This window comes from Fodinicurvata sediminis DSM 21159, from assembly GCF_000420625.1.
In the GTDB taxonomy this organism is placed as follows: domain Bacteria; phylum Pseudomonadota; class Alphaproteobacteria; order Kiloniellales; family DSM-21159; genus Fodinicurvata; species Fodinicurvata sediminis.
The window spans coordinates 170,725-190,265 of sequence record NZ_ATVH01000014.1 but is presented as its reverse complement, the minus strand read 5'-3'; the positions used below and the strand labels follow the sequence as shown (position 1 = coordinate 190,265).

At 59.3% G+C, this 19,541-nt stretch carries 20 protein-coding genes; 13 read left to right on the top strand and 7 right to left on the bottom strand.

Annotated elements, in window-relative coordinates; translation table 11 throughout:
• The first annotated feature begins 19 nt into the window (after positions 1-19).
• From G502_RS0108820 to G502_RS0108795, 6 genes are all read left to right on the top strand, one after another.
• Positions 20-1,057, top strand: coding sequence for a phosphotriesterase family protein (locus G502_RS0108820; RefSeq protein WP_022728304.1), 1,038 nt, complete (start codon positions 20-22; stop codon positions 1,055-1,057).
• Positions 1,058-1,087: 30 nt separating this feature from the next.
• Positions 1,088-2,029, top strand: a complete 942-nt coding sequence (locus tag G502_RS0108815) for an ABC transporter permease (RefSeq protein WP_022728303.1) — start codon at positions 1,088-1,090, stop codon at positions 2,027-2,029.
• A complete protein-coding gene (locus tag G502_RS0108810) occupies positions 1,989-2,912 on the top strand; it encodes an ABC transporter permease (RefSeq protein ID WP_026989259.1) in 924 nt (307 codons plus the stop codon). The genes G502_RS0108815 and G502_RS0108810 overlap by 41 nt, the downstream gene beginning before the upstream one ends.
• 7 nt (positions 2,913-2,919) lie before the next feature.
• Positions 2,920-3,978 (top strand): ABC transporter ATP-binding protein, encoded by a 1,059-nt coding sequence (locus G502_RS0108805; protein ID WP_022728301.1) that lies wholly within the window; start codon positions 2,920-2,922, stop codon positions 3,976-3,978.
• Between the two features lie 2 nt (positions 3,979-3,980).
• Entirely contained in the window at positions 3,981-5,003 is a 1,023-nt protein-coding gene (locus tag G502_RS0108800) for an ABC transporter ATP-binding protein (RefSeq protein WP_022728300.1), read from the top strand.
• 412 nt (positions 5,004-5,415) lie between these two features.
• On the top strand, positions 5,416-6,753 hold the full coding sequence (locus G502_RS0108795) for a glycine cleavage T C-terminal barrel domain-containing protein (protein ID WP_022728299.1): 1,338 nt from the start codon (positions 5,416-5,418) through the stop codon (positions 6,751-6,753).
• 30 nt (positions 6,754-6,783) lie between these two features.
• Here G502_RS0108795 and G502_RS22890 read toward each other — a convergent pair whose 3' ends face one another.
• Complete coding sequence (locus G502_RS22890) at positions 6,784-6,930, bottom strand: GNAT family protein (protein ID WP_162140961.1); 147 nt, start codon at positions 6,928-6,930, stop codon at positions 6,784-6,786.
• A 136-nt stretch (positions 6,931-7,066) separates the two neighbouring features.
• On the opposite strand from G502_RS22890, the gene arfB reads away from it, so the two are divergent.
• The gene (gene arfB / locus G502_RS0108790) at positions 7,067-7,492 is read left to right on the top strand and encodes an alternative ribosome rescue aminoacyl-tRNA hydrolase ArfB (RefSeq protein WP_022728298.1); all 426 of its coding nucleotides are present in this window, start codon (positions 7,067-7,069) and stop codon (positions 7,490-7,492) included.
• Positions 7,493-7,608: 116 nt separating this feature from the next.
• Entirely contained in the window at positions 7,609-8,208 is a 600-nt protein-coding gene (locus G502_RS0108785; protein ID WP_022728297.1) for a class I SAM-dependent DNA methyltransferase, read from the top strand.
• A gap of 17 nt (positions 8,209-8,225) precedes the next feature.
• On the opposite strand, the gene G502_RS19375 is transcribed toward G502_RS0108785, so the two are convergent.
• Both G502_RS19375 and G502_RS0108775 read right to left on the bottom strand, forming a co-directional pair.
• Entirely contained in the window at positions 8,226-9,509 is a 1,284-nt protein-coding gene (locus tag G502_RS19375; RefSeq protein WP_211217820.1) for a CaiB/BaiF CoA transferase family protein, read from the bottom strand.
• Positions 9,463-10,443 (bottom strand): hydroxymethylglutaryl-CoA lyase, encoded by a 981-nt coding sequence (locus G502_RS0108775; protein ID WP_040487995.1) that lies wholly within the window; start codon positions 10,441-10,443, stop codon positions 9,463-9,465. Before G502_RS0108775 ends, G502_RS19375 begins: the two co-directional genes overlap by 47 nt.
• 62 nt (positions 10,444-10,505) lie before the next feature.
• On the opposite strand from G502_RS0108775, the gene G502_RS0108770 reads away from it, so the two are divergent.
• From G502_RS0108770 to G502_RS0108755, 4 genes are all read left to right on the top strand, one after another.
• A complete protein-coding gene (locus G502_RS0108770) occupies positions 10,506-11,243 on the top strand; it encodes a GntR family transcriptional regulator (RefSeq protein ID WP_022728294.1) in 738 nt (245 codons plus the stop codon).
• Between the two features lie 103 nt (positions 11,244-11,346).
• Positions 11,347-12,315 (top strand): Bug family tripartite tricarboxylate transporter substrate binding protein, encoded by a 969-nt coding sequence (locus G502_RS0108765; protein ID WP_026989254.1) that lies wholly within the window; start codon positions 11,347-11,349, stop codon positions 12,313-12,315.
• The gene (locus G502_RS0108760) at positions 12,312-12,743 is read left to right on the top strand and encodes a tripartite tricarboxylate transporter TctB family protein (protein ID WP_022728292.1); all 432 of its coding nucleotides are present in this window, start codon (positions 12,312-12,314) and stop codon (positions 12,741-12,743) included. Before G502_RS0108765 ends, G502_RS0108760 begins: the two co-directional genes overlap by 4 nt.
• Positions 12,744-12,746: 3 nt before the next feature.
• On the top strand, positions 12,747-14,255 hold the full coding sequence (locus G502_RS0108755) for a tripartite tricarboxylate transporter permease (protein ID WP_022728291.1): 1,509 nt from the start codon (positions 12,747-12,749) through the stop codon (positions 14,253-14,255).
• Here the strand turns inward: G502_RS0108755 and G502_RS0108750 are convergent.
• The 3 genes from G502_RS0108750 to G502_RS0108740 form a co-directional block, all read right to left on the bottom strand.
• On the bottom strand, positions 14,252-16,078 hold the full coding sequence (locus G502_RS0108750) for a TRAP transporter permease (protein ID WP_081649761.1): 1,827 nt from the start codon (positions 16,076-16,078) through the stop codon (positions 14,252-14,254). The genes G502_RS0108755 and G502_RS0108750 overlap by 4 nt on opposite strands.
• Before the next feature lie 126 nt (positions 16,079-16,204).
• Positions 16,205-17,188, bottom strand: coding sequence for a TAXI family TRAP transporter solute-binding subunit (locus tag G502_RS0108745; RefSeq protein WP_026989252.1), 984 nt, complete (start codon positions 17,186-17,188; stop codon positions 16,205-16,207).
• 152 nt (positions 17,189-17,340) lie between these two features.
• Positions 17,341-18,072 (bottom strand): GNAT family N-acetyltransferase, encoded by a 732-nt coding sequence (locus G502_RS0108740; protein WP_022728288.1) that lies wholly within the window; start codon positions 18,070-18,072, stop codon positions 17,341-17,343.
• Positions 18,073-18,444: 372 nt separating this feature from the next.
• Here G502_RS0108740 and G502_RS0108735 point away from each other — a divergent pair, with 372 nt between their 5' ends.
• Complete coding sequence (locus G502_RS0108735) at positions 18,445-18,771, top strand: ACT-like domain-containing protein (protein ID WP_022728287.1); 327 nt, start codon at positions 18,445-18,447, stop codon at positions 18,769-18,771.
• 18 nt (positions 18,772-18,789) lie between these two features.
• Here G502_RS0108735 and G502_RS0108730 read toward each other — a convergent pair whose 3' ends face one another.
• A complete protein-coding gene (locus G502_RS0108730; protein ID WP_022728286.1) occupies positions 18,790-19,392 on the bottom strand; it encodes a PAS domain-containing protein in 603 nt (200 codons plus the stop codon).
• Positions 19,393-19,541: the final 149 nt, after the last annotated feature.

Genomic DNA, 19,541 nt, shown 5'->3' with positions numbered 1-19,541 from the left:
TGTACAGTGGAGGCAAGAGATGAATCGGGAAGACCTGAAAGGGAAAATTCAAACAGTTACTGGCTTGATTGAGCCGGAGGCTCTGGGCCAAACGCTCATGCATGAACACGTTTTGTGTGACATTCGCTCTCCAGCAAAGCGGGAGATCGAAGCCAACGATCCCGAGATCACTCTCCAGAACTACCACGACATCGCTTACGGCAGAGTCGAGCACATAACCAAATACCGATTGGATATGATCGAGGTGGCCAAAGAGGAGATGCGCCAACTCAATAAAGTTGGTGGTCAAGCCGTTGTGGAGCTGACCTGCGGTGGATTACGCCCTGATCCAGAAGGTCTGGTTGAAGTCGCCAAAGACAGTGATGTCGATATTATCATGGGCTGCGGCCATTACGTTGAAGAATACCAAGACCCCGAGAACTTCAATCGAAGCGTGGACGATTTTGCTCAAGAGATGGTTGGTCAAGTTTTCGGTGGTGCCTGGGGAACCGAGATACGGGCAGGCTTAATTGGTGAGATCGGTTGTCAGTCTCCTTGGACGGACCTGGAGAAAACAGTGATGCGCGGGGCTCTCATCGCGCAGGAAGAAACCGGTGCGGCATTAAACGTCCATCCTGGGCGTGATCAAGACCAGCCACAGGAAGTGGCGGATTTCGTCAAAGAGCATGGTGGTGATGTTTCGCGCCTGGTTATCAGCCATATCGATCGCACGATCTTTGATGAGGAACGCCTACTTCGTTTGGCGGATACTGGTTGTATCATCGAGTTCGACCTTTTCGGTCTCGAGCACACCTACTATCCGCTGGCAGATATCGATATGCCGAATGATGGTGCTAGGTTGAAGTTCATCCGGACTTTGATCGAACACGGTCACATGGATCAAATTGTGATCTCGCAGGATATTTGCTATCGCACAAGGCTCTCTCAGTTCGGTGGCCACGGTTACGCCCACATTTTCAAAAATGTTCTGCCGTTGATGCGAGAGCGCAATTTTACCGAAAATGAGATCGAGGCCATTCTTGTCCGGACTCCTCGCAGAATTCTGACGATACAATAAGACTCTGAAATCTGCAGAGAGGAGCGACTCGTGTTCTCCTACATAGTTCAGCGACTGCTAGCTACCATTCCTGTTATGGGCGTCGTCGCCCTGGTGGTGTTCTCCCTTCTTTATTTTAGTCCTGGAGATCCCGCGACAATCATTGCCGGTGATATGGCCAGTGAAGAGGATGTGCGCGAGATCCGTGAGAACATGGGCTTGGACCAGCCATATTTCGTTCGCTTCGGCACCTGGATTGGTGGGGTTTTGCAGGGTGACTTGGGAACGTCGATTTTCACCAATCGACCGGTTGCAGATCTCATACTGCAGCGATTGGAGCCGACCGTTGCCCTGACCGTCTCAACGATGATTGTCGCTGTCGCCCTTGCGGTACCTTTGGGGGTGATCGCCGCTTGGAAGGCTGGCACGGCTATCGATCGGATTGTGATGGGGTTTGCGGTTCTGGGATTCTCAGTTCCAGTCTTTGTTATCGCATATACCCTTATTCTGATTTTCTCGGTATGGCTAGAAGTCCTGCCGGTTCAAGGATATGTCAGCATTTCCGAAGGATTCTTACCCTTCATCCGGCATTTAATCCTACCCAGTCTCGCGCTTGGCGCCGTGTTTGCCGCTTTGATAGCGAGAATAACAAGAGCGAGCATGCTTGAGGTCCTGAGCCAGGATTATGTCAGGACAGCAAAATCCAAGGGGCTTAACCAGAAAGAGGTCTTGCTGCGCCATGCGCTGAAGAATGCGGCAGTTCCCATTGTTACAATAATTGGGATCGGAGTTGCTCTGCTGATAGGTGGTGTCGTCATCACAGAGACGGTGTTTGCCATTCCTGGATTGGGCCGACTAACCGTGGATGCGATTCTGCGTAGGGATTATCCAATCATTCAGGGAGTTATCCTGCTGTTTTCATTTGTATATGTATTCATCAACCTCCTAGTGGATGTCAGCTACTGCTTCTTCGACCCAAGGATTAGGTACTGATATGGCAATCACAACTCTTAATCCTCCTCGGGTTGCACGAAGTCGGCTTACTGGTCGACTGGTTGCGCAGACAAAGCGTCACCCCACAGTAGCTTTGGGCTCATCACTCTTGCTTTTAATGGTAGCCATGGCCCTTTTTGCCCCGCTACTGCAGTCACACGATCCACAAGCAATTTCTCCTATTGATCGGCTTCAAGGCCCATCGGGTGAATTTATCTTTGGCACCGATATGCTGGGTAGGGATCTCTATAGCCGTGTTGTTCACGGCTCAAAGATATCCCTGCTCGTCGGTGTTGGGGTTGCTGCTATTAGTATCAGCGTCGGTTTGGCCATAGGTTTATTGACAGGTTTTCTTCGTTGGTTTGACGCCATTGTAATGCGGATCATGGACGGACTGATGTCCATTCCACCTGTGTTGCTCGCCATCGCCTTAATGGCACTGGCTGGCGCTAGTATTCAGAACGTGATTATGGCGATTGCCATTGCTGAAATACCAAGAGTGGTCCGTCTGGTTCGAAGCCTAGTCCTCAGTTTACGAGAAGAACCATATGTCGAAGCAGCCGTGTCCAGTGGCACGCCCCTTCTACGTATTCTGATACGACATATACTTCCGAACACACTTGCTCCGTTGCTTGTGCAGGGAACCTACATCTTTGCATCTGCCATGATCCTGGAAGCTATCCTCTCCTTTATCGGTGCAGGTACACCTCCGGAAATCCCGAGTTGGGGAAATATTATGGCTGAGGGGCGGACCTATTTTCAGTCCGCACCCTTCATAATTCTCTTTCCTGGTTTCTTTCTATCGCTCGCTGTTCTGGCCGTGAATCTCCTGGGAGATGGTCTGCGCGACGCTCTTGATCCGCGATTAGCACGGCGACTGTGAGGAGAGTATGGTGGCAACAATCGAAAGCGCCGAAGAAGATGCGGAAGGACAGCAGGGGCACGATGAGTCCGCTCTGCTGGAAGTCGAAGGCCTGTCTACATACTTTTTTACCCGCGATGGTGTGGTGCGTGCCGTAGATGATGTTTCGTTCTCTGTTGCGGCCGGGGAAACTGTAGCAGTTGTTGGTGAAAGCGGTTGTGGGAAGAGCGTCACCTCCCTTTCAATCATGGGGCTTCTACAAACGCCTCCGGCAAGGATCGTCTCCGGACATATCAAGCTTCAAGGACGTGATCTCCTGACGTTGCCTGAATCGGAGATGCGCAAAGTCCGCGGCAATGAGATCTCCATGATCTTCCAGGAACCAATGACCTCGTTGAATCCGGTACTGACGATCGGTCGCCAGATAGGTGAGACATTGGTTCTGCATGAAGGATTGAGTGAGAAAGAGGCAGAGAGCCGAGCTGTTGAATTGCTGCGCCTCGTGAACATTCCGGAAGCCGAGCGCCGGGTGCGTGAATACCCACATCAGCTTTCAGGCGGCATGCGTCAGCGCGTGATGATCGCCATGGCGTTGGCGTGCCAACCCAAGCTCCTTGTGGCCGATGAACCGACCACTGCTCTGGACGTGACAATCCAAGCGCAGATTCTCGAACTCATGAGTGACCTCAAGCAGAAAACCGGAAGCGCGATCATTTTTATTACGCATGACCTGGGTGTTGTGGCGGAAATGGCCGAAAGAGTCGTCGTCATGTACGCCGGAAAAAAAGTGGAGGAAGCGCCTGTAGTAGACCTCTTTGAACGCCCTCGGCATCCCTATACAGCTGGCTTGCTTGATTCGGTACTTAAGCTTGGCAGCTCCTCCGGAGAGAGAGGGAAAAGACGGCTGAATGAGATACCTGGAACAGTTCCTTCCCTGAAAGATGAGATTGTCGGGTGCCCCTTTGCCCCGCGTTGTTCCTACGCTACGGACTACTGCCGAACCGATGCTCCTGTCTTGGAGGAAAAGGCACCTGAGCATTTTGCCGCTTGCTTCCATTCCGATCAGCTAGCTGAGCAGGAAAACTGAGAATGACTATCGGAAGAGTAGCTCCAGACACGGAAACCCCTCTGCTGGAAGTGGAAAACCTGAAGAAGCACTTTCCTATCCGGAAGGGCTTGTTTTCCCGGGTAGTTGGCCAAGTCTATGCCGTAGATGGCATTTCCTTCTCCGTCGCTCCCAATGAAACACTGGGTATTGTCGGCGAAAGTGGTTGTGGGAAGTCAACAGCGGGCAAGGCGATCCTGAACCTCATCAAACCCACTGATGGAGAGGTGAAGCTTGAGGGCAAACGAATAGATAATTTAAGCGGCGCTAAGATGCGGTCCGTGCGAAAGCAGCTTCAAGTCGTATTCCAGGACCCATACTCTTCCCTGAATCCACGTCTCCGGGTCGGAGAGATTGTGGGTGAGCCGATACTCAATTTTGATAGCCGCAATCGACATGCGCGAGAAGAGCGCGTTATCGAATTGCTGGAAAGAGTTGGACTGCCCGCTGATGCCGCCAAGAAGTATCCCTATGAATTTTCGGGCGGGCAGCGTCAGCGAATTGGTATTGCGAGGGCGCTCGCGTTGGATCCCAAGATGATTGTGTGTGATGAGCCAGTTTCTGCCTTAGATGTCTCAGTCCAGGCACAGGTCGTAAACCTTCTAATGGATCTTCAACAAGATTTGAAACTCTCGTACTTGTTCGTTGCCCACGATCTGGCGGTGGTTGAGCACATCAGTCATCGTGTTGCCGTGATGTACCTGGGCAAGATTGTCGAGCTTTCTGACAAGCACTCACTGTTCAGTGGCCCGCTCCATCCGTATACAGAAGCGCTTCTTTCCGCGGTTCCACAACCGTCACCGCGACGAAAGCCAGATAGAATTGTTCTCAAAGGAGATGTGCCGAGTCCGATCAACCCTCCGAAAGGGTGTCGGTTTCATACCCGCTGCCCTTACGCTTTTGATCGATGTTACGTTGAGGAGCCACCACTACGTGAAGTTCAGCCAGGGCGACACGTGGCCTGCCATCTTCATGATGATGACAAGCCAATTAAAGACTTTTCGTAAATTTTTTAGGCAAAAGTGGATTTGAGGAGGCTTTTCTTTGATCCAAAGTTTTAGTGATATCAGTCTTTAATATGGACTCTGATTGAGAGAATTTCTATGACCGTTAATTGCCTATATTTATTTTTATAAATGTTTGTCTTTTATAGTAAAAGATTTATGATTTATAAATCAATAGCGCGCATTTTGGGCTCTATATTATTTAGTGTATACGCTATTGGGGTTCATCTGAATACCACCTCAGCTCAGATATAATCGCGATATGCCCTAAAGTTTCCGTCGCCCCTGAGCATTCGGGCGGCGTTCCACAGGCACCTTTTCGGTTGTGGAGGTGGTAGTTCTTTCCGCAGGACCTTGAAGTGAGAGTCCTTTGGCGCCGAAAGGCGTTCTTGCGGCCAGAAAGGAGTGCAGCCCCATGTCTCCGACCACCCCAGCCACCCACAAGGATCACACCCATCCGAACGTGCCGGCCGTCGACCAGTCGGACCGGATGGTCCCCTACAACCTGCGCCAGTCCGGCCCGACGCCGGTGCAGATGCTGATCTCGACCCGGGTGCGCAAGTCGCCTTTCTGGCACCTGTCCATCGAGGCCGGCGCCTGGCGGGCCACGGTCTATAACCGCATGTACCATCCGCGCGGCTATGTACGCCCCGAGGATGGCGGCGCCATGGCCGAGTACGATGCCCTGGTCAATCGCGTGACGCTGTGGAACGTGGCCGTGGAGCGCCAGATTCGCGTGAAGGGCCCCGATGCCGAGGCCTTCGTGAACTTTGTCATCACCCGGGATGCCACCAAAATCCAGCCCCTGCATGGCAAGTACTGCATCCTGTGCAACGAGAAGGGCGGCATCCTGAACGACCCTGTGTTGCTGCGCCTGGCGGAGGACGAGTTCTGGTTCTCCATCTCGGATTCCGACCTTTTGCTCTGGTTGCAGGGCGTGAATGTCAGCCGCCGCTGGGACGTGGATATCGCCGAGATCGACGTGTCGCCGCTGCAGGTGCAGGGGCCGCTCTCCGAAGAACTTATGACCGAGCTGTTCGGCAGCAGCGTGGGCCAACTGCCCTACTACGGCCTGATGGAGACGGAACTGGCCGGTTGCCCCGTCGTGGTCAGCCAGACCGGTTTCACGGGCGAGAAGGGCTATGAGATCTATGTCCGCAATGCCACGGAAGCGGCCGAGGCCGTCTGGTATGCCATTCGCGGGGCCGGCGCCAGCTATGGCCTGCGTGTGATCGCACCCGCGCACCATCGCCGCATTGCCGCCGGCATCCTGTCCTGGGGCCAGGACATGGACGCCGAGACCTCGCCCTTTCAGGTCAACCTGGCCTATCAGGTGCCGCGCAAGAAGACGGCCGACTACATTGGCAAGAAGGAATTGGAACGTCAGCGCGCAGAGATCGATGCGGGGCGCTACCCCTTCCCCTTGAAAATGGTCGGCATGAAGCTGGGCGGTCACCCCATTACCGACTACGCCCCGGATTTCTGGCTGATCCAGAACAGCAAGGGCGAACGTGTGGGCTATGTCACCTCGCCCTGGTGGTCGCCCGAGCTTGAAACCAACATTGCGCTGGGTTTCGTGCCCTGGGAGCTGAGCGAGTTGGGCACGGCGTTGAAGGTGGAACTGCCCGAAGCCTATACGGAAGTTTCAGGCCAGCCGGTGGAGGCCGAGGTAACCGAGGTGCCCTTCCGCCCCTCCAAGAACCCTAGCGCGCGGGAGCGGGCCAAGGCCGAGGGGCGAGATTCGGCTTACTGACACAACGATACGCTCAGTCTTCGAAAACCATCAGCTGCGCGCGATCGTCAGGGGTTTAACTTGCCCCCAATCCCGGAACCCGGCGCTGAGGCAGGCGTGGTGGGCGCGCAGGTTGCGCACGTCGGGATCGATGGCGACGGCGCGGTGCGCCGGCTGACCTGCGACAAGCGCAGTCACTGACCGAGCATCAGCAGGTCCGAGCACCGGACAGACCGGAATGCATAGGCGTCACTGTCATCGCGGTTGCGCATTCGGCTTTCCTGCATGATGACTCCAGAATAGCAGGTTCCTGGACAAGCAGAAGGCGTAAGGCATGAGCCACCTGAAGGTGACGGGGCGTATTTCGATTCCCGAAACGGAGCTGGAGGAAAGTTTCATCCAGGCGTCCGGTCCCGGCGGGCAGAACGTGAACAAGGTGGCCACGGCCGTGCAGATGCGCTTCGACGTGGCCCATTCGCCAAGCCTGCCCGAAGAGGTGCGTGAGCGTTTGATGGCGCAACTTGGCCCACGCCTGACCAACAACGGTGAGCTGGTGATCGATGCCCGGCGCTTTCGCAGCCGCGAGCGCAATCGCGAGGATGCACGCGAACGCCTGGCGGCCTTGATCCGCAAGGCCACGCAGCGGCCTGTGCCCCGGCGTCCCACGAAACCCACGAAGGCCAGCAAGCGCCGTCGCCTGGAGGCCAAGAAGGCGCGCGGCACGATCAAGCGTGCGCGCGCAAAGCCAGCGGAGGATTGAATGCCGCGCGGGCAAGAGTCCCGCGTTTAGAGTCTCGGGCGCCGATTTGCCATGGCCGGGCCTTTTACCTATGGTCGCGCCCTCATTGGCAAAACCAGAGAGGACAGAAGAAGCTCATGAGCGAGAACAATCCGCTGCTGCGCCGCGTATACGCCCTGGACGGCGACAAGGAGGAAACCCGCCGCGTCTATGCCGAATGGGCCGAACAGTACGACCGCGACACCCTTGACGGGATGGGCTATGTGGCGCCCGGCCTGGTCGCCAGGGACGCGAAGGTTCTGGACGCGGGCTGCGGCACCGGTCTGGCCGGTGTGGAGCTGAAGAAGCTGGGGTTCACCAATATCGACGGCAACGACCTGTCGCGCGAGATGCTCGAAGTGGCCGGCGAAAAGAACGCTTACGGCCAGTTGTCCGAGGCGGACCTGACCGTGCCGCTGGAGATTGCCGACGACAGCTACGACGCCGTGATCTCGGTAGGTGTCTTCACAAGCGGCCACGTCAAGCCGAAGGCCCTGGACGAGTTGGCGCGCGTGACCCGCAAGGGCGGGCAGATCGTCGTGACGGTGCACGAGAAGGTCTGGGAGGCTGACGGCTATCCGGACTATCTGGAAGACATGGAGATGCGCGGCCTGGTCAACATCCAGGCGGTGAAGGAAGCGCCTTATCACCGCAACGAAGGCTACCGCTGCCAGATCTGCATTCTGGAGGTGCTCTGAGGCAAGAGGTCTGGCGCTCAGTCGCCGGTATCTTGCTCACCCTCAGGCCGGCCAGAGGCAACCACGCCGTCCTGCTCGAGGGCGGCGATTTCTGTTTCGCTGAAACCGCCTTCGCGCAGAACCGCTTCGGTGTCGGCGCCCAGTTCGGGTGCGGGCCGGCGCACCTGGCAGGGGGTGCGATTCAGCTTCACCGGGAAGCCCAGCATGCGGATAGGGCCATAGCCCGGCTGCTCCACATCGATGACCATTTTCTGGGCCTGCACCTGCGGGTCGGAGAAGGCTTCGGCCAGGTTCAGGACCCGCCCACAGGGCACGCCGGCCTTGTTGAGGCGCTCGATCCAGACGTCCTGGCGCTCCTTCGAGATCTCCGCGTCCAGCAGGGCCTGCAGTTCGTTGCGGCGGCCAAAGCGTTTCTCGTTGCTGTCGTAGTGTGGATCCTCCATCAGGTGGCCCACGCCGACGGCATCAAGGAAGCGCTTCAGGATGGTGTCGTTGGAAGGGGCAACCGCGATCTCGCCGTCCGACGTCTTGAACAGGCCGTAGGGAGCGACCAGCGGGTGGTTGTTGCCGGTGCGCTCCGGCAGGTTGCCGGTCGCCAGGAATTCCGAGGCCAGATAGGCCATCATGCTGATGGCGCCGTTCACCATCGAGGAGTCCACATGCTGGCCCTCGCCGTTCAGATCGCGGGCGCGCAGCGCGCTGACGATCCCGAAGGCGCAGTAGAGGCCGGCCACAAGGTCGGTGATCGGCTGGGCGGTGCGCATGGGATCCTCGCCTTCCGCGCCGTTCACGCTCATCAGGCCGCTCATGGCCTGGGCGATGAAGTCGAAGGCCGGGCGGTCCACATAGGGCCCCGTGCTGCCAAAGCCGTTGATGTTGGCGGTGACGAGCCGTGGGTTGAGGTCCTTCAGCCGGGCCTCGTCGAAACCCATGCGGGCAAGGACGCCGGGGCGGAAGTTGTCGACCATGACATCGGCCTCCCGGATCAGGCGGGCCAGCACTTCCTTGCCCGCGTCGCTGTAGAGATCGAGCACGATCGATTTCTTGTTGCGATTGAAGGCCGCGAAATACCAGGAGAAGCCGTTTGGCATGGCCCCCTGTTCGCGCACGGGATCGCCCTTGGGCGGCTCGACCTTGATAACTTCTGCCCCCATGTCGCCCAGCATCATGCTGCAAAAAGGCCCCGAGAGGACACGCGTCAGATCCAGCACACGAATGCCCTCGAGTGGTGCCTTCGCGGTGGGCGAAGCCTCTTCACCCATTGGCCCGTGCGTCGGCTGTCGCGACGCTGCCCATGTCATGCAGTTCAAGTCTTGGACCGGCCTTCATAACCTGGCCCGGCAGGCTGCGACCGATCATCTCCTCGGTTCGCCTGGAGACCGCAATCAGGCGTTCCAGGTCGATGCCGGTCTCAACACCGCTCTCGTGCAGCATGTAGACCAGGTCCTCGGTGCAGATGTTGCCCGTGGCCTTGGGCGCAAAGGGGCAGCCGCCCAGTCCGCCGATGCTGGCTTCGAAGCGGGTGATGCCTTCCAGAAGGCCTGTATAGACACAGGCAAGACCGACGCCGCGTGTATTGTGGAAGTGCAGGGCAACGTCCGCTTCCGGCACGTCGCGCTTCAGGGCCTGGCAGCGCTCGCGCACGATGGGTGGCGTCGCCATGCCGGTGGTGTCGCCCAAGGAGATCTTGGTGATGCCCATGTCGCGGTAGGCCCGGGCGACATCGGCCACATCCTCCACCGCAACGTTGCCCTCGAAGGGACAGCCGAAGGCGGTGGCAATGGCGCCGTAGACCTGGACGCCTGCCGGTTCGGCGATTCGGCAGATTTCCCGGAAGCCTTCCAGGGAGGTCTCGCGCGTCCGGTTGACGTTCTTGAGGTTGTGGCTTTCCGAGGCCGACATGAAGACCACCATGGCGTCGACACCGGCCTCGACGGCCCGTTCGGCTCCCTTGGCGTTGGGCACCAGGGCCGTCAGCACGGCGCCCTTGCTGCGGTCGATACCGGCCAGGACTTCGGCCGCGTCTTTCATTTGCGGCACGGCACGTGGTGAGACGAAGGAGGTGACTTCAAGGTGACGTATGCCGGCGTCGATCAGGCCGTTGACCAGCTCGATCTTCTGTTCGGTGCTGATCCAGGCCCCTTCCGACTGCAGGCCGTCACGTGGGCCCACATCGACGACAACGACCTTGTCGGGAAAACCGGGGATCGCAGCGCTGTCAGATGATACCACCATGAGCTTTTCGCAACTGTTGCCTTGGTCCACCAAAGCGGTATACCATTTGTTCTGGAGGGTCAATGAAGGAAGCCGTACAGCAGTTTGCGCAGCAGCCCGGGCAGGAGGATGAAACCTCGTCTGCGCCGAACCTTGGCCGGCTTGCGCATTCCCGCATTCGTGCTGACATCCTGTCGCTGGGACTGGCGCCCGGCGAGGTCGTGTCCGAGCGCGGACTGCAGGGTGTCTACGGCATCTCACGCACACCGATCCGTGAAGCACTGGCCGCCTTGATTCGCGAGGGACTGGTGGTGCGTACCGCGCGCGGCTATGCCGTGGCCCCTTTCGACCTGCGCGAGCTGCGCGAGATCTTCGAATATCGCGAGATCGTCGAGGACGCCGCTGTCAGGTTGGCTTGCCGGAATGCCATGGCGCAGGAACTGGATGAGCTGCAGAGAAGGGTCGATTGCGGCCTTGAGCCTTTCACCCCCGACGGCTGGTTCGAGGCCGGATTGGATGTGCATGTTCGGATCGCCGAGTTGTCGCGCAACCGTTTCCTGTGCCAGGCCGTGCGCGATAGCGTGAACCGCACGCTGCGTCCACGCTGGCTGCTCGCCTCATCCGAAGAAGCGCGCGCCGTGTCCCATCGCGAGCACAGCGAGATTGTCGCTTTGATTCGAAAACAAGACGAGGAAGGCGCCGCAAGAGCGATACGCCTGCACGGACGCGACGTCCGCGATCGCATACTGTCTGCAATCAGCGACTCGCGCCGGATATTCGGGGCTCGGGCCTTCACGGACCCGAGGCCTGCAGCAGACTGACCCCGCGGCATGGGGCAGGGGTCAAAGGCCGGGAAACCGGATATGGCCCGAAAGAACCCGGTCATCAGGCCGGGTGAATAACAGGAAGCTTGGGAGGATAATGATGACAGCTATATCAAGAGTGCTTGGTACCGCAGTGGTCTTTGCATCGCTGGGCGCTTTCCAGGCGCAGGCAGCGGAATGCATTGCACCTGCGGATCCCGGCGGCGGCTGGGACTTCACCTGCCGGACGGTCGGCAAGCTGCTGCACGATCTGGACCTGGTGGATGAGCCGGTTCAGGTCACCAACATGCCCGGCGGCGTCGGTGCCACGGCCTATGCCAACGTGATGTCGAAGCGGGCCGATGACGAGTCCCTGCTGGTGGCCACCTCGACCGTGGGCGTTACCCAGATCGCCCAGGACAAGTATCCCGCCGGCACGGATGTGATGCGCTGGATCGCCATGCTGGGAACCGACGTCGGTGTTCTGGTCGTGCCAGATGACTCCGAGTTTGAGGACCTGAACGATCTGGTCGAAGCCCTGAAGGAAGATCCCGGTTCGGTCCCGACCGCAGGGTCTTCGGGAGCCGGCGGCTGGGATCATATCCGCTTGCTGATGCTTGCCGATGAGGCCGGCATCTCGGCCGAGGATTACAAGCAGATCCGTTGGGTCCAGTTCGATGGTGGCAGCCCTGCCGTCACCCAGATGCTGGGGGGACAGGTGGACCTGGTTTCCACGGACCTTGGGGAGATCGCCGGTTTCGTGGAATCCGGGGACATCCGCATTCTGGCAGCACTGTCGGACGATCCGATCCCGGCCTTTCCCGATGCCCCGACGGCAATCGAGCAGGGCTATGACGTGACCGGGTACAATTGGCGCGGCTTCTATACCGGTGGCGAGGTTTCCGACGAAGCCTACAACAGTTGGGTGGAGCGGCTGTCGGACCTCTATGAAACAGACGAGTGGGAAGAGGCCGCGACAAGCAGCGGTCTGGTTCCCGTCTGGCGTGGCGGTGAAGAGTTCGAGGCCTATGTCAACGAACAGGCCGACCAGATGAACCAGATCTCGCGGGAGATCGGGGTTATCGAATGACAGACCGCATCGTTGGCCTGGTTATCCTGGCCTCTGCGATCTGGTACGGAGTGACCGCAGGCACCTATGAGGCAAGTTTCGGCGATCCTCTGGGGCCTGCGGCCTTTCCTGTCATGCTGTCCGTGCCCGTGGCGGTGCTGAGCCTGTTCCTGCTGATCCGGCCGGATGCCAATCCGGACTGGGCGCGCGGTGCCGCACTGCTGCGCCAGGTGGCCGCCATCTGCATCCTGGTGAGCTATGCCCTGTTGCTCGAGCGGCTGGGCTTCCTGTTCGTGACCTTTCTGGCGGTTGCCCTGCTGGGGCGCCTGCTTGGCAGTCAATGGGGCAAGTCCGCAGTTTCGGGTGCAGTGATCAGCCTGGTGCTCTTCGTGGCCTTTGACCAGGTGCTGGGCCTGCCACTTCCCGCCTTGCCTGAATTCATGAGCTGATACATGGAAACCCTGAACCTGTTGGCTGACGGTTTTGCCGTGGCGTTGACGCCGACCAACCTGATGCTGGCCGTGCTCGGCTGTTTCCTGGGCACTCTGATCGGCTCGCTGCCGGGTCTTGGGCCGGTAAATGGCGTGGCCATCCTGATTCCCGTCGCCTTTTCCCTGGAACTGGATCCCACCTCGGCCCTGATCCTGTTGTCCTGCATCTACTACGGCTGCATGTACGGCGGGCGCATCTCCAGCATTCTGCTGAACATTCCCGGAGACGAGCCGGCGATCATGACCACGCTGGACGGCTATCCCATGGCCAAGGCAGGCAAGGCGTCCGAAGCGCTTGCAATCTCCGCCGTTGCCTCCTTCATCGGGGCCACCTTCGCGACCATCGGCCTGACGCTCTTTGCGCCCATGCTGGCCAGTGTGGCCATCCATTTCGGTCCCAGCGATTATTTCGCCCTCTATGTCATGGCTTTTGCCACGATCGGAGGCATTACCGGCGCCAATCCCTTCAAGACTTTGATCGCCGCCTTCCTGGGGCTGATGATCGCCGCGGTGGGCCTGGATCCGGGCACGGGCGTGGCGCGCTTCACCTTCGACTCCTTCCATCTCTATGACGGTTTCGATCCCATCGTCGCCATCGTCGGGTTGTTCGCCATCAGTGAGGTGCTGATGTACCTGGAGAAGATGGACCAGCTGCAGGGCAAGATGGTGCCGCTGGGCCGTGCAATCCCGAAGCTGAAGGACATCCTCTCCGGCGGCTGGGCATATATCCGAGGCTCCGTGATCGGCTTTGTATCGGGCGTTCTGCCAGGGGCGGGGGCGTCGCTGGGCGCCTTCCTGTCCTATATCGCCGAGCAGCGCTGGAGCGACAAGGACGGCTCGTTCGGCAAGGGCAATCCCAAGGGTGTGGCAGCCCCCGAGGCGGGGAACAATTCGGCCTCGGGCGGTGCGCTCATTCCAATGCTGACACTTGGCGTGCCGGGCAGTGGGACGACGGCGGTGATGCTGGCGCTGCTGATCTCGCTCAACATCCAGCCAGGTCCCCTGCTGTTCGAGCGTCAGCCGGACATCGTCTGGGGCCTGATCGCGGCACTCTATATCGCCAACTTCGTGCTGCTGCTGCTGAATGTGCCGCTGATCAGCTTCTTCACGCGGGCACTCAGCATGCCGCAGTGGATCCTGATGCCTTTCGTGGTGATGGTCAGTTTCATGGGCGTCTATTCCATCAGCCACTCGACCTTCGACCTGCTGGTCATGGTGGGCTTCGGTTTGTTCGGCTATATCCTGCGCAAGGTTGGGGTATCGCTGGTGCCGATCATCCTGGGTTTGCTGCTGGGTGCGGAGATGGAGAACAACCTGAGGCGTGCCTTGTCCATATCCGACGGCAATTTCGGCATCCTCTTCCAGAGTCCCATTGCCCTGGCGCTTTATGCCATCACGGCGACCATGCTGTGCCTTTCGTTCTATCTAGCTTTCCGCAAGCGCCGGCGGGCCGGGGAAAAATCCGTCTAGATTCCCCAAACGAACAGCAGGGCCACCCCGATCGCCAGGGCAAAGGGGCGCAGCCAGGCCCGGCCTGGCACTCCGATCGCGCCATAACTGCAGAAGACCAAGGCGACACCCACCTTCATGGTGGCGGCAAGCGCCGTTAGGGGATCGGTTCCCAGTGCCAGGAGGCCGGGATTGAAAATGAATCCCAGGGGCACGAGGAAAAGGCCGAGCCCCAGCAGCATGGCCTTGCCGGCAACCGGCAGCCAGGGGGTCTCCGCGATGCCCGCTGCAATGAAAACGTTGCCGCAGACCGGGGGCGTGATGGTGCAGAGCAGGGCATACCAGAAGACGAAGAGATGGGCATAGAGCTCGGGCACGCCGGCCTCGACCAGCGCCGGCCCAGCCACCGCGACGCAGATGATATAGGCCGCCGTGGTCGGCAGTTCCATGCCCAGGATCAGGCTGGCCAGTGCGGTCAGCAGCAGGACCGCCCAGAGCTTGCCGTCGGAAACCGACAGGATCATCGAAGTCAGTTTCACGCCCAGGCCGGTCATGTTGAAGACGCCGACGATGATGCCTGCGCAGATGATAATGGCCGCAATGACGGCGACCTGCTTGGCCGCATTGACCAGGGCAATTTCCGTGCGTTTCAGCCAGCCCTTGATCGACAGGCTGCCATCTTCGTTGAAGAATAGAAGCACCCAGGCGGCGCAAGCGGCAAAGACGGCGGCGAACGAGATGGTGTAATCGGTGAAGGCCAGCGCCCCGATCAAAATGCCAAAGGGGACCAGGAAGAAGGGCACGGTCTGCGCCACGCGCAGCCAGCCGGGCATCATCTCGCGGGGCAGGGCCTTCAGGTCGTAACGCAGCGCGAAGATGTGAACACCGGCCCAGGCGGCGACGAAGAACAGGAAAGCCGGGAGGGTTGCCGCCACCATGATGTCCGTGTAGGGCGTGCGCAGCAGTTCGGCCATGACGAAGATGCCGGCTCCCATGACCGGCGGCATGATCTGTCCGCCCGTGGAGGCGACGGCTTCGACGGCACCGGCCAGTTGGGGCGGGTAACCGCGCTTCTTCATGGCGGGGATCGTCACCATGCCGGTGGAGGCGGTGTTCGCGGCCGCGACGCCGGAGATCGTGCCGTAAAGCGCCGAGGAGACGACCGCCACCTTGGCCGCGCCGGCGCGCAGGCGTCCGGCAATCTGGGTCGAGAAGGCCATGAAACCAGCTCCGGCCTGTCCGGCCGAGATGAAGGCGCCAAGAATGATGAAAAGGGAAATCGTGCTGACGGAAATGCCTGTCAGGGAGCCCCAGAGTCCCCCTTCCGTGATGGTCAGGGTGCCCAGGAAATAATCGGTCGGCATGCCGGCATGCCCGAACTTTCCGGGAATGTATTCGCCGAAATAGCCGTAGAGCAGGACAATGGTGGCTACGGCTGGCAGGACAGCCTTGATGGCGCGGCGTGCCATTTCCAGCACCGTGATCAGCAGGGCCAGGGCCATGGCAATCTGCCAGCCTCCTTCCAGTGCACCGTACTGCCGCACAAGTACCTCACGGTCCAGCATGATCCAGATGCAGCCTGCGAGGCCGACGGCGCCTATGACAAAACCGCTCCAGCGGGCGAAGGGGGTCTTGGCAACACCGGCGCCGAGGAAAAAGATCCAGGTTGCCGCCAGAGCCATGTGCATCGGGCGCGATATCAGGTTGGGCACCAGCCCGGAAAAGGCGATGTAGAGATGGAATCCAACGGTCAGGAAGGCAAAGCCCAAAAGGATCCAGCGCCAGTTGCCGCTGGCAAGCTGACCCTCCGGCGTCTTCTCTGCTTGTGACTCTTGATCCGGCACGGGCAATTCTCGGCTGAAGGACGTAACAGGGAGGAATAATCGAAACGGCAGAATGCCGAACGCGACCCGGCCCCGCAGCGCGGTGAAAGCTGCAGGGCCGGACGGTTCAACAGTTCCGGGAAAGGCTTAGCGCATGGACTCGGGAATCTCGATCCCGGCCTCTTCGTAATAGCGCAAGGCTCCCGGATGAATGGGGGTACCCATCTGGGCCACCAGGTCAGGCGTCACGCCTTCCCACCAGGGGTTTTCCCCGACCAGAGCGTCCCGCTGCTCCCAGAAGGACTTCACGATCTGATAGGCGGTGTCGTCGTCCATGTCCGTGGTGCCGAAGGCGCCGACCGGTACGGCAACGGTGTTCACCGGCTCGTCCTGGCCGTCATAGGTGCCGGCCGCAATGGTGATCGGTCCGGACAGCGGATCTTCGGCAAAGATCTTCTCGCGCTGTTCGTCCGTGAAACTGAGGATATTCACGTCGGTTGTCGTGGCCAGTTCCACAAGACCCGGAACCGGATGCGACGAGCAGGTGGCATAGCCGTCGACGCGGCCGTTGCGCAATGCGTCCGGGGCATTGTTCAGTTCGACATTGGAATACTCGACGTCCTCGCCCAGGCCCAACAGTCCGAGTACGGCCTTGGTCCGTCCTTCGCAGAAGGTTCCGGTGCCGCCCGGGATGAAGTTCGTTCCGGCCAGGTCCTCGACATTCTCGATGCCGCTGTCCTCGCTGACCACGAAGTGGATCGTGATGAAAGGGACGGCGAAGAGGGTGCGAATGCGGTCATAGCCTTCCTCGCCCTCGAAATCGCCCTCACCGGCGCGGGCCGTGTCCAGAAGGCTGGGTGGTGTGGTGAAGAGGAAGGCGCCGGGCCGCCGGGCGGCTTCCTTGACGTTCTGAACCGAACCCTGGCTTTCCTCGACGGTGGGCTGGATCTGGCCGTCCGTTGCGTTCTCGAGCATTTCAGCCAGTTGCACCATCATCACGTAATAGGATGAGGTCGAAGATGCCGACTTCAGGGTCAGACGTGTCTGGGCCTCTGCGCCGACGGAGGCGAGGCCGACGGAAGCCCCGAATGCCAGGGCAAGGGCCGTGGTCTTGAGTGCGGAAAGTCTCATTGGAACCGTTTCCTTGTTTTCTGTGTAGTTCGACCGCACCGTGAAATCCGTGCAGCCTGTCAATATTGGACCTTTTCCTTGCGGAAAAGTGCTTGGAGATTAACCTAGGCAGGGCTTGTTGAAAAAGGCGTTTCTGCCACCTGTCCAGCCATTCAGGAAGGCTTCGGCATGAAAGCGGAAAGCGGCTGTTTCTGGTGCCCTTCGCCATCGAAATTGCCCGCGTCCAACCAGCTTTCCAGGGCCTGGCGTATGGTGGGCCACTCCTGATCGGTGATGGCGTACCAGGCTGTGTCCCGGTTGCGCCCCTTGTAGACCACGGCCTGACGGAAGATGCCCTCGAATGTGAAACCCAAGCGCTCGGCCGCCTTGCGCGAGGCGGCATTCAGGCTGTCGCACTTCCACTCGTAACGCCGATACCCCAGTTCGTCGAAGGCCCGACGCATCATCAGGTACATGGCTTCGGTGGCGGCGGCCGTCTTCTGAAGGCGCGGGGCAAGGCTGATATTGCCCACCTCGATTACGCCCATATCGGGGACCATGCGCATGTAACTGGCCACCCCAAGCGCCTGGCCGGACGCAAGGTCGAGGATGGCTTGAAAGAAAGGATCCTCGGATTGCTGACAAATCGACAGCCAGCGATCGAACGCCTCGCGATCGGCAAAGGGGCCCGAGGCCATGTAGGTCCAGGTACGGCCATCGTCATCTTCCGCAAAGGCCGCGAAGAGGTCGTCGCCGTGGCGTGCAGCCTCCAGGGGCTCCACACGGCTGAAGCGGCCCTCCATGGCGCTTTGTGGCGGGCGCGGGCGGGGAGTCCAGTTTTCCACCGGTACGCCAACGGGCTGGCCCAGTTCGTTGTGTCGTGGGGGATCGCTTCTGTCGTTCATCTGACTTCCTGATGGTGCTTGTGATGCCGGGAATCTGCGACGGCAGTTCCGTTCAGGAAAGGGCCATTTTACCGGTAGAGGCAGGAGCAACTGCCGCGGCAGAAATCGACTCAGCTCCTATGCCATGCCGTACAGCATCCAGTATGGCCTCACTTGAGGGACGGACCTGTTTGGTCTGTGCCCGGCGTTTGGAGTGTGCCTGGCAGGAGCGCAAGAATGTTTCAAGCTTGACCGCCGCGGCTGGCTCTGCTTATCATCCCAGCATGACTTATACGGTTTTCACAGGGATTCAGCGAATTATTCGCCCGGCGCCGATACGGTAGCCGGGACATGCCCTGATCGCTGAAATTTCTGTAAACCGGAGTATCTCCAATGACATCCGCTGTTGCCGCTTCCCGTGGTATGGAAGCTTCCACCTCTGAAGGCCTCGTGGCGCATTCAGAGCCTCAGCCCGTATTCTGTTTTTCCGTTCTGGCGGAAGCCGATCCCGGGCTGATGCCGCGTGTGCTCGAACTCTTTGCCAAGCGCAGCCTCGTTCCCTTGCGCTGGCACAGCGACCGGATCGGTCCCGACAAGACTGAGCTTGCAATGGATTTTCAGGTGGGTGGGATGACACCGCATCTGGCCGACTATATCGCGCGATGCCTGCGTCAGGTGCATGGTGTGCGTACGGTCCTGACCTCGGAGAAGAACAGCTGAGGTGGTCCGCAGGCCGGCTCAAGACACAACGGGTGTCAGCTTGCGTACAATCAGGTCCTGTGGTTTCGCGTCAATCCGTTGCAAAATGCCGGCTGGCGGCGTTGAGTCCATGCGCTCATCGGTAAGCAGATCCACCATGGAGAAGGTCAGCGCAAAGTCTGCCTTTTCCTCATTGCTTCTAAGCGGCAGCACCAACCTGTGAAACGGCAGAAACTCGCGTCCGGGCATGGCCAGGCGTCCGGAATAGAAACTGGGCAGCTGTCGCTTGAGGCAGCGATCCAGGATCGTCGTTCTGCTTTTCAGGTGGTGCGCGGGCAGGATGTCGTCTAGGTACTGTCCTGTCGTTTCCATGGCAAGGGCTTCGACAATGGCTGTTCCCGACAGGCGGCAGAGATAGCGCCCATCCGCCTGACGCGCATGGATCTGGATGAAGGGCAGCAGGGCCGGAATATCCAGTGGGTCGATCTCGGCCTTTCGCGGAATGGACTCTCCACGCTTGCCGCACCAGTAATCCAGAAGCTGCGTGAAGTGCGGATGGGGCAGATGAGCCCGGAAGCTCCTGCTCTTGCCTTCGGAAAGGCTGTTTTCGTCATCCCCTATGCTGGCGGTATAGCACAGCATCCGGTCCCTGGCGGTTTGCCAGTGAAGGTTCCGGAAAGGCCACATCAGCGTCATTTGATCGCCCTCTGAAATCTCAAATGCGAGATAAATACTAATATGCCATATTCAGGATATCCAGTATTTAATTATATCAGGTCGCTATGACACTT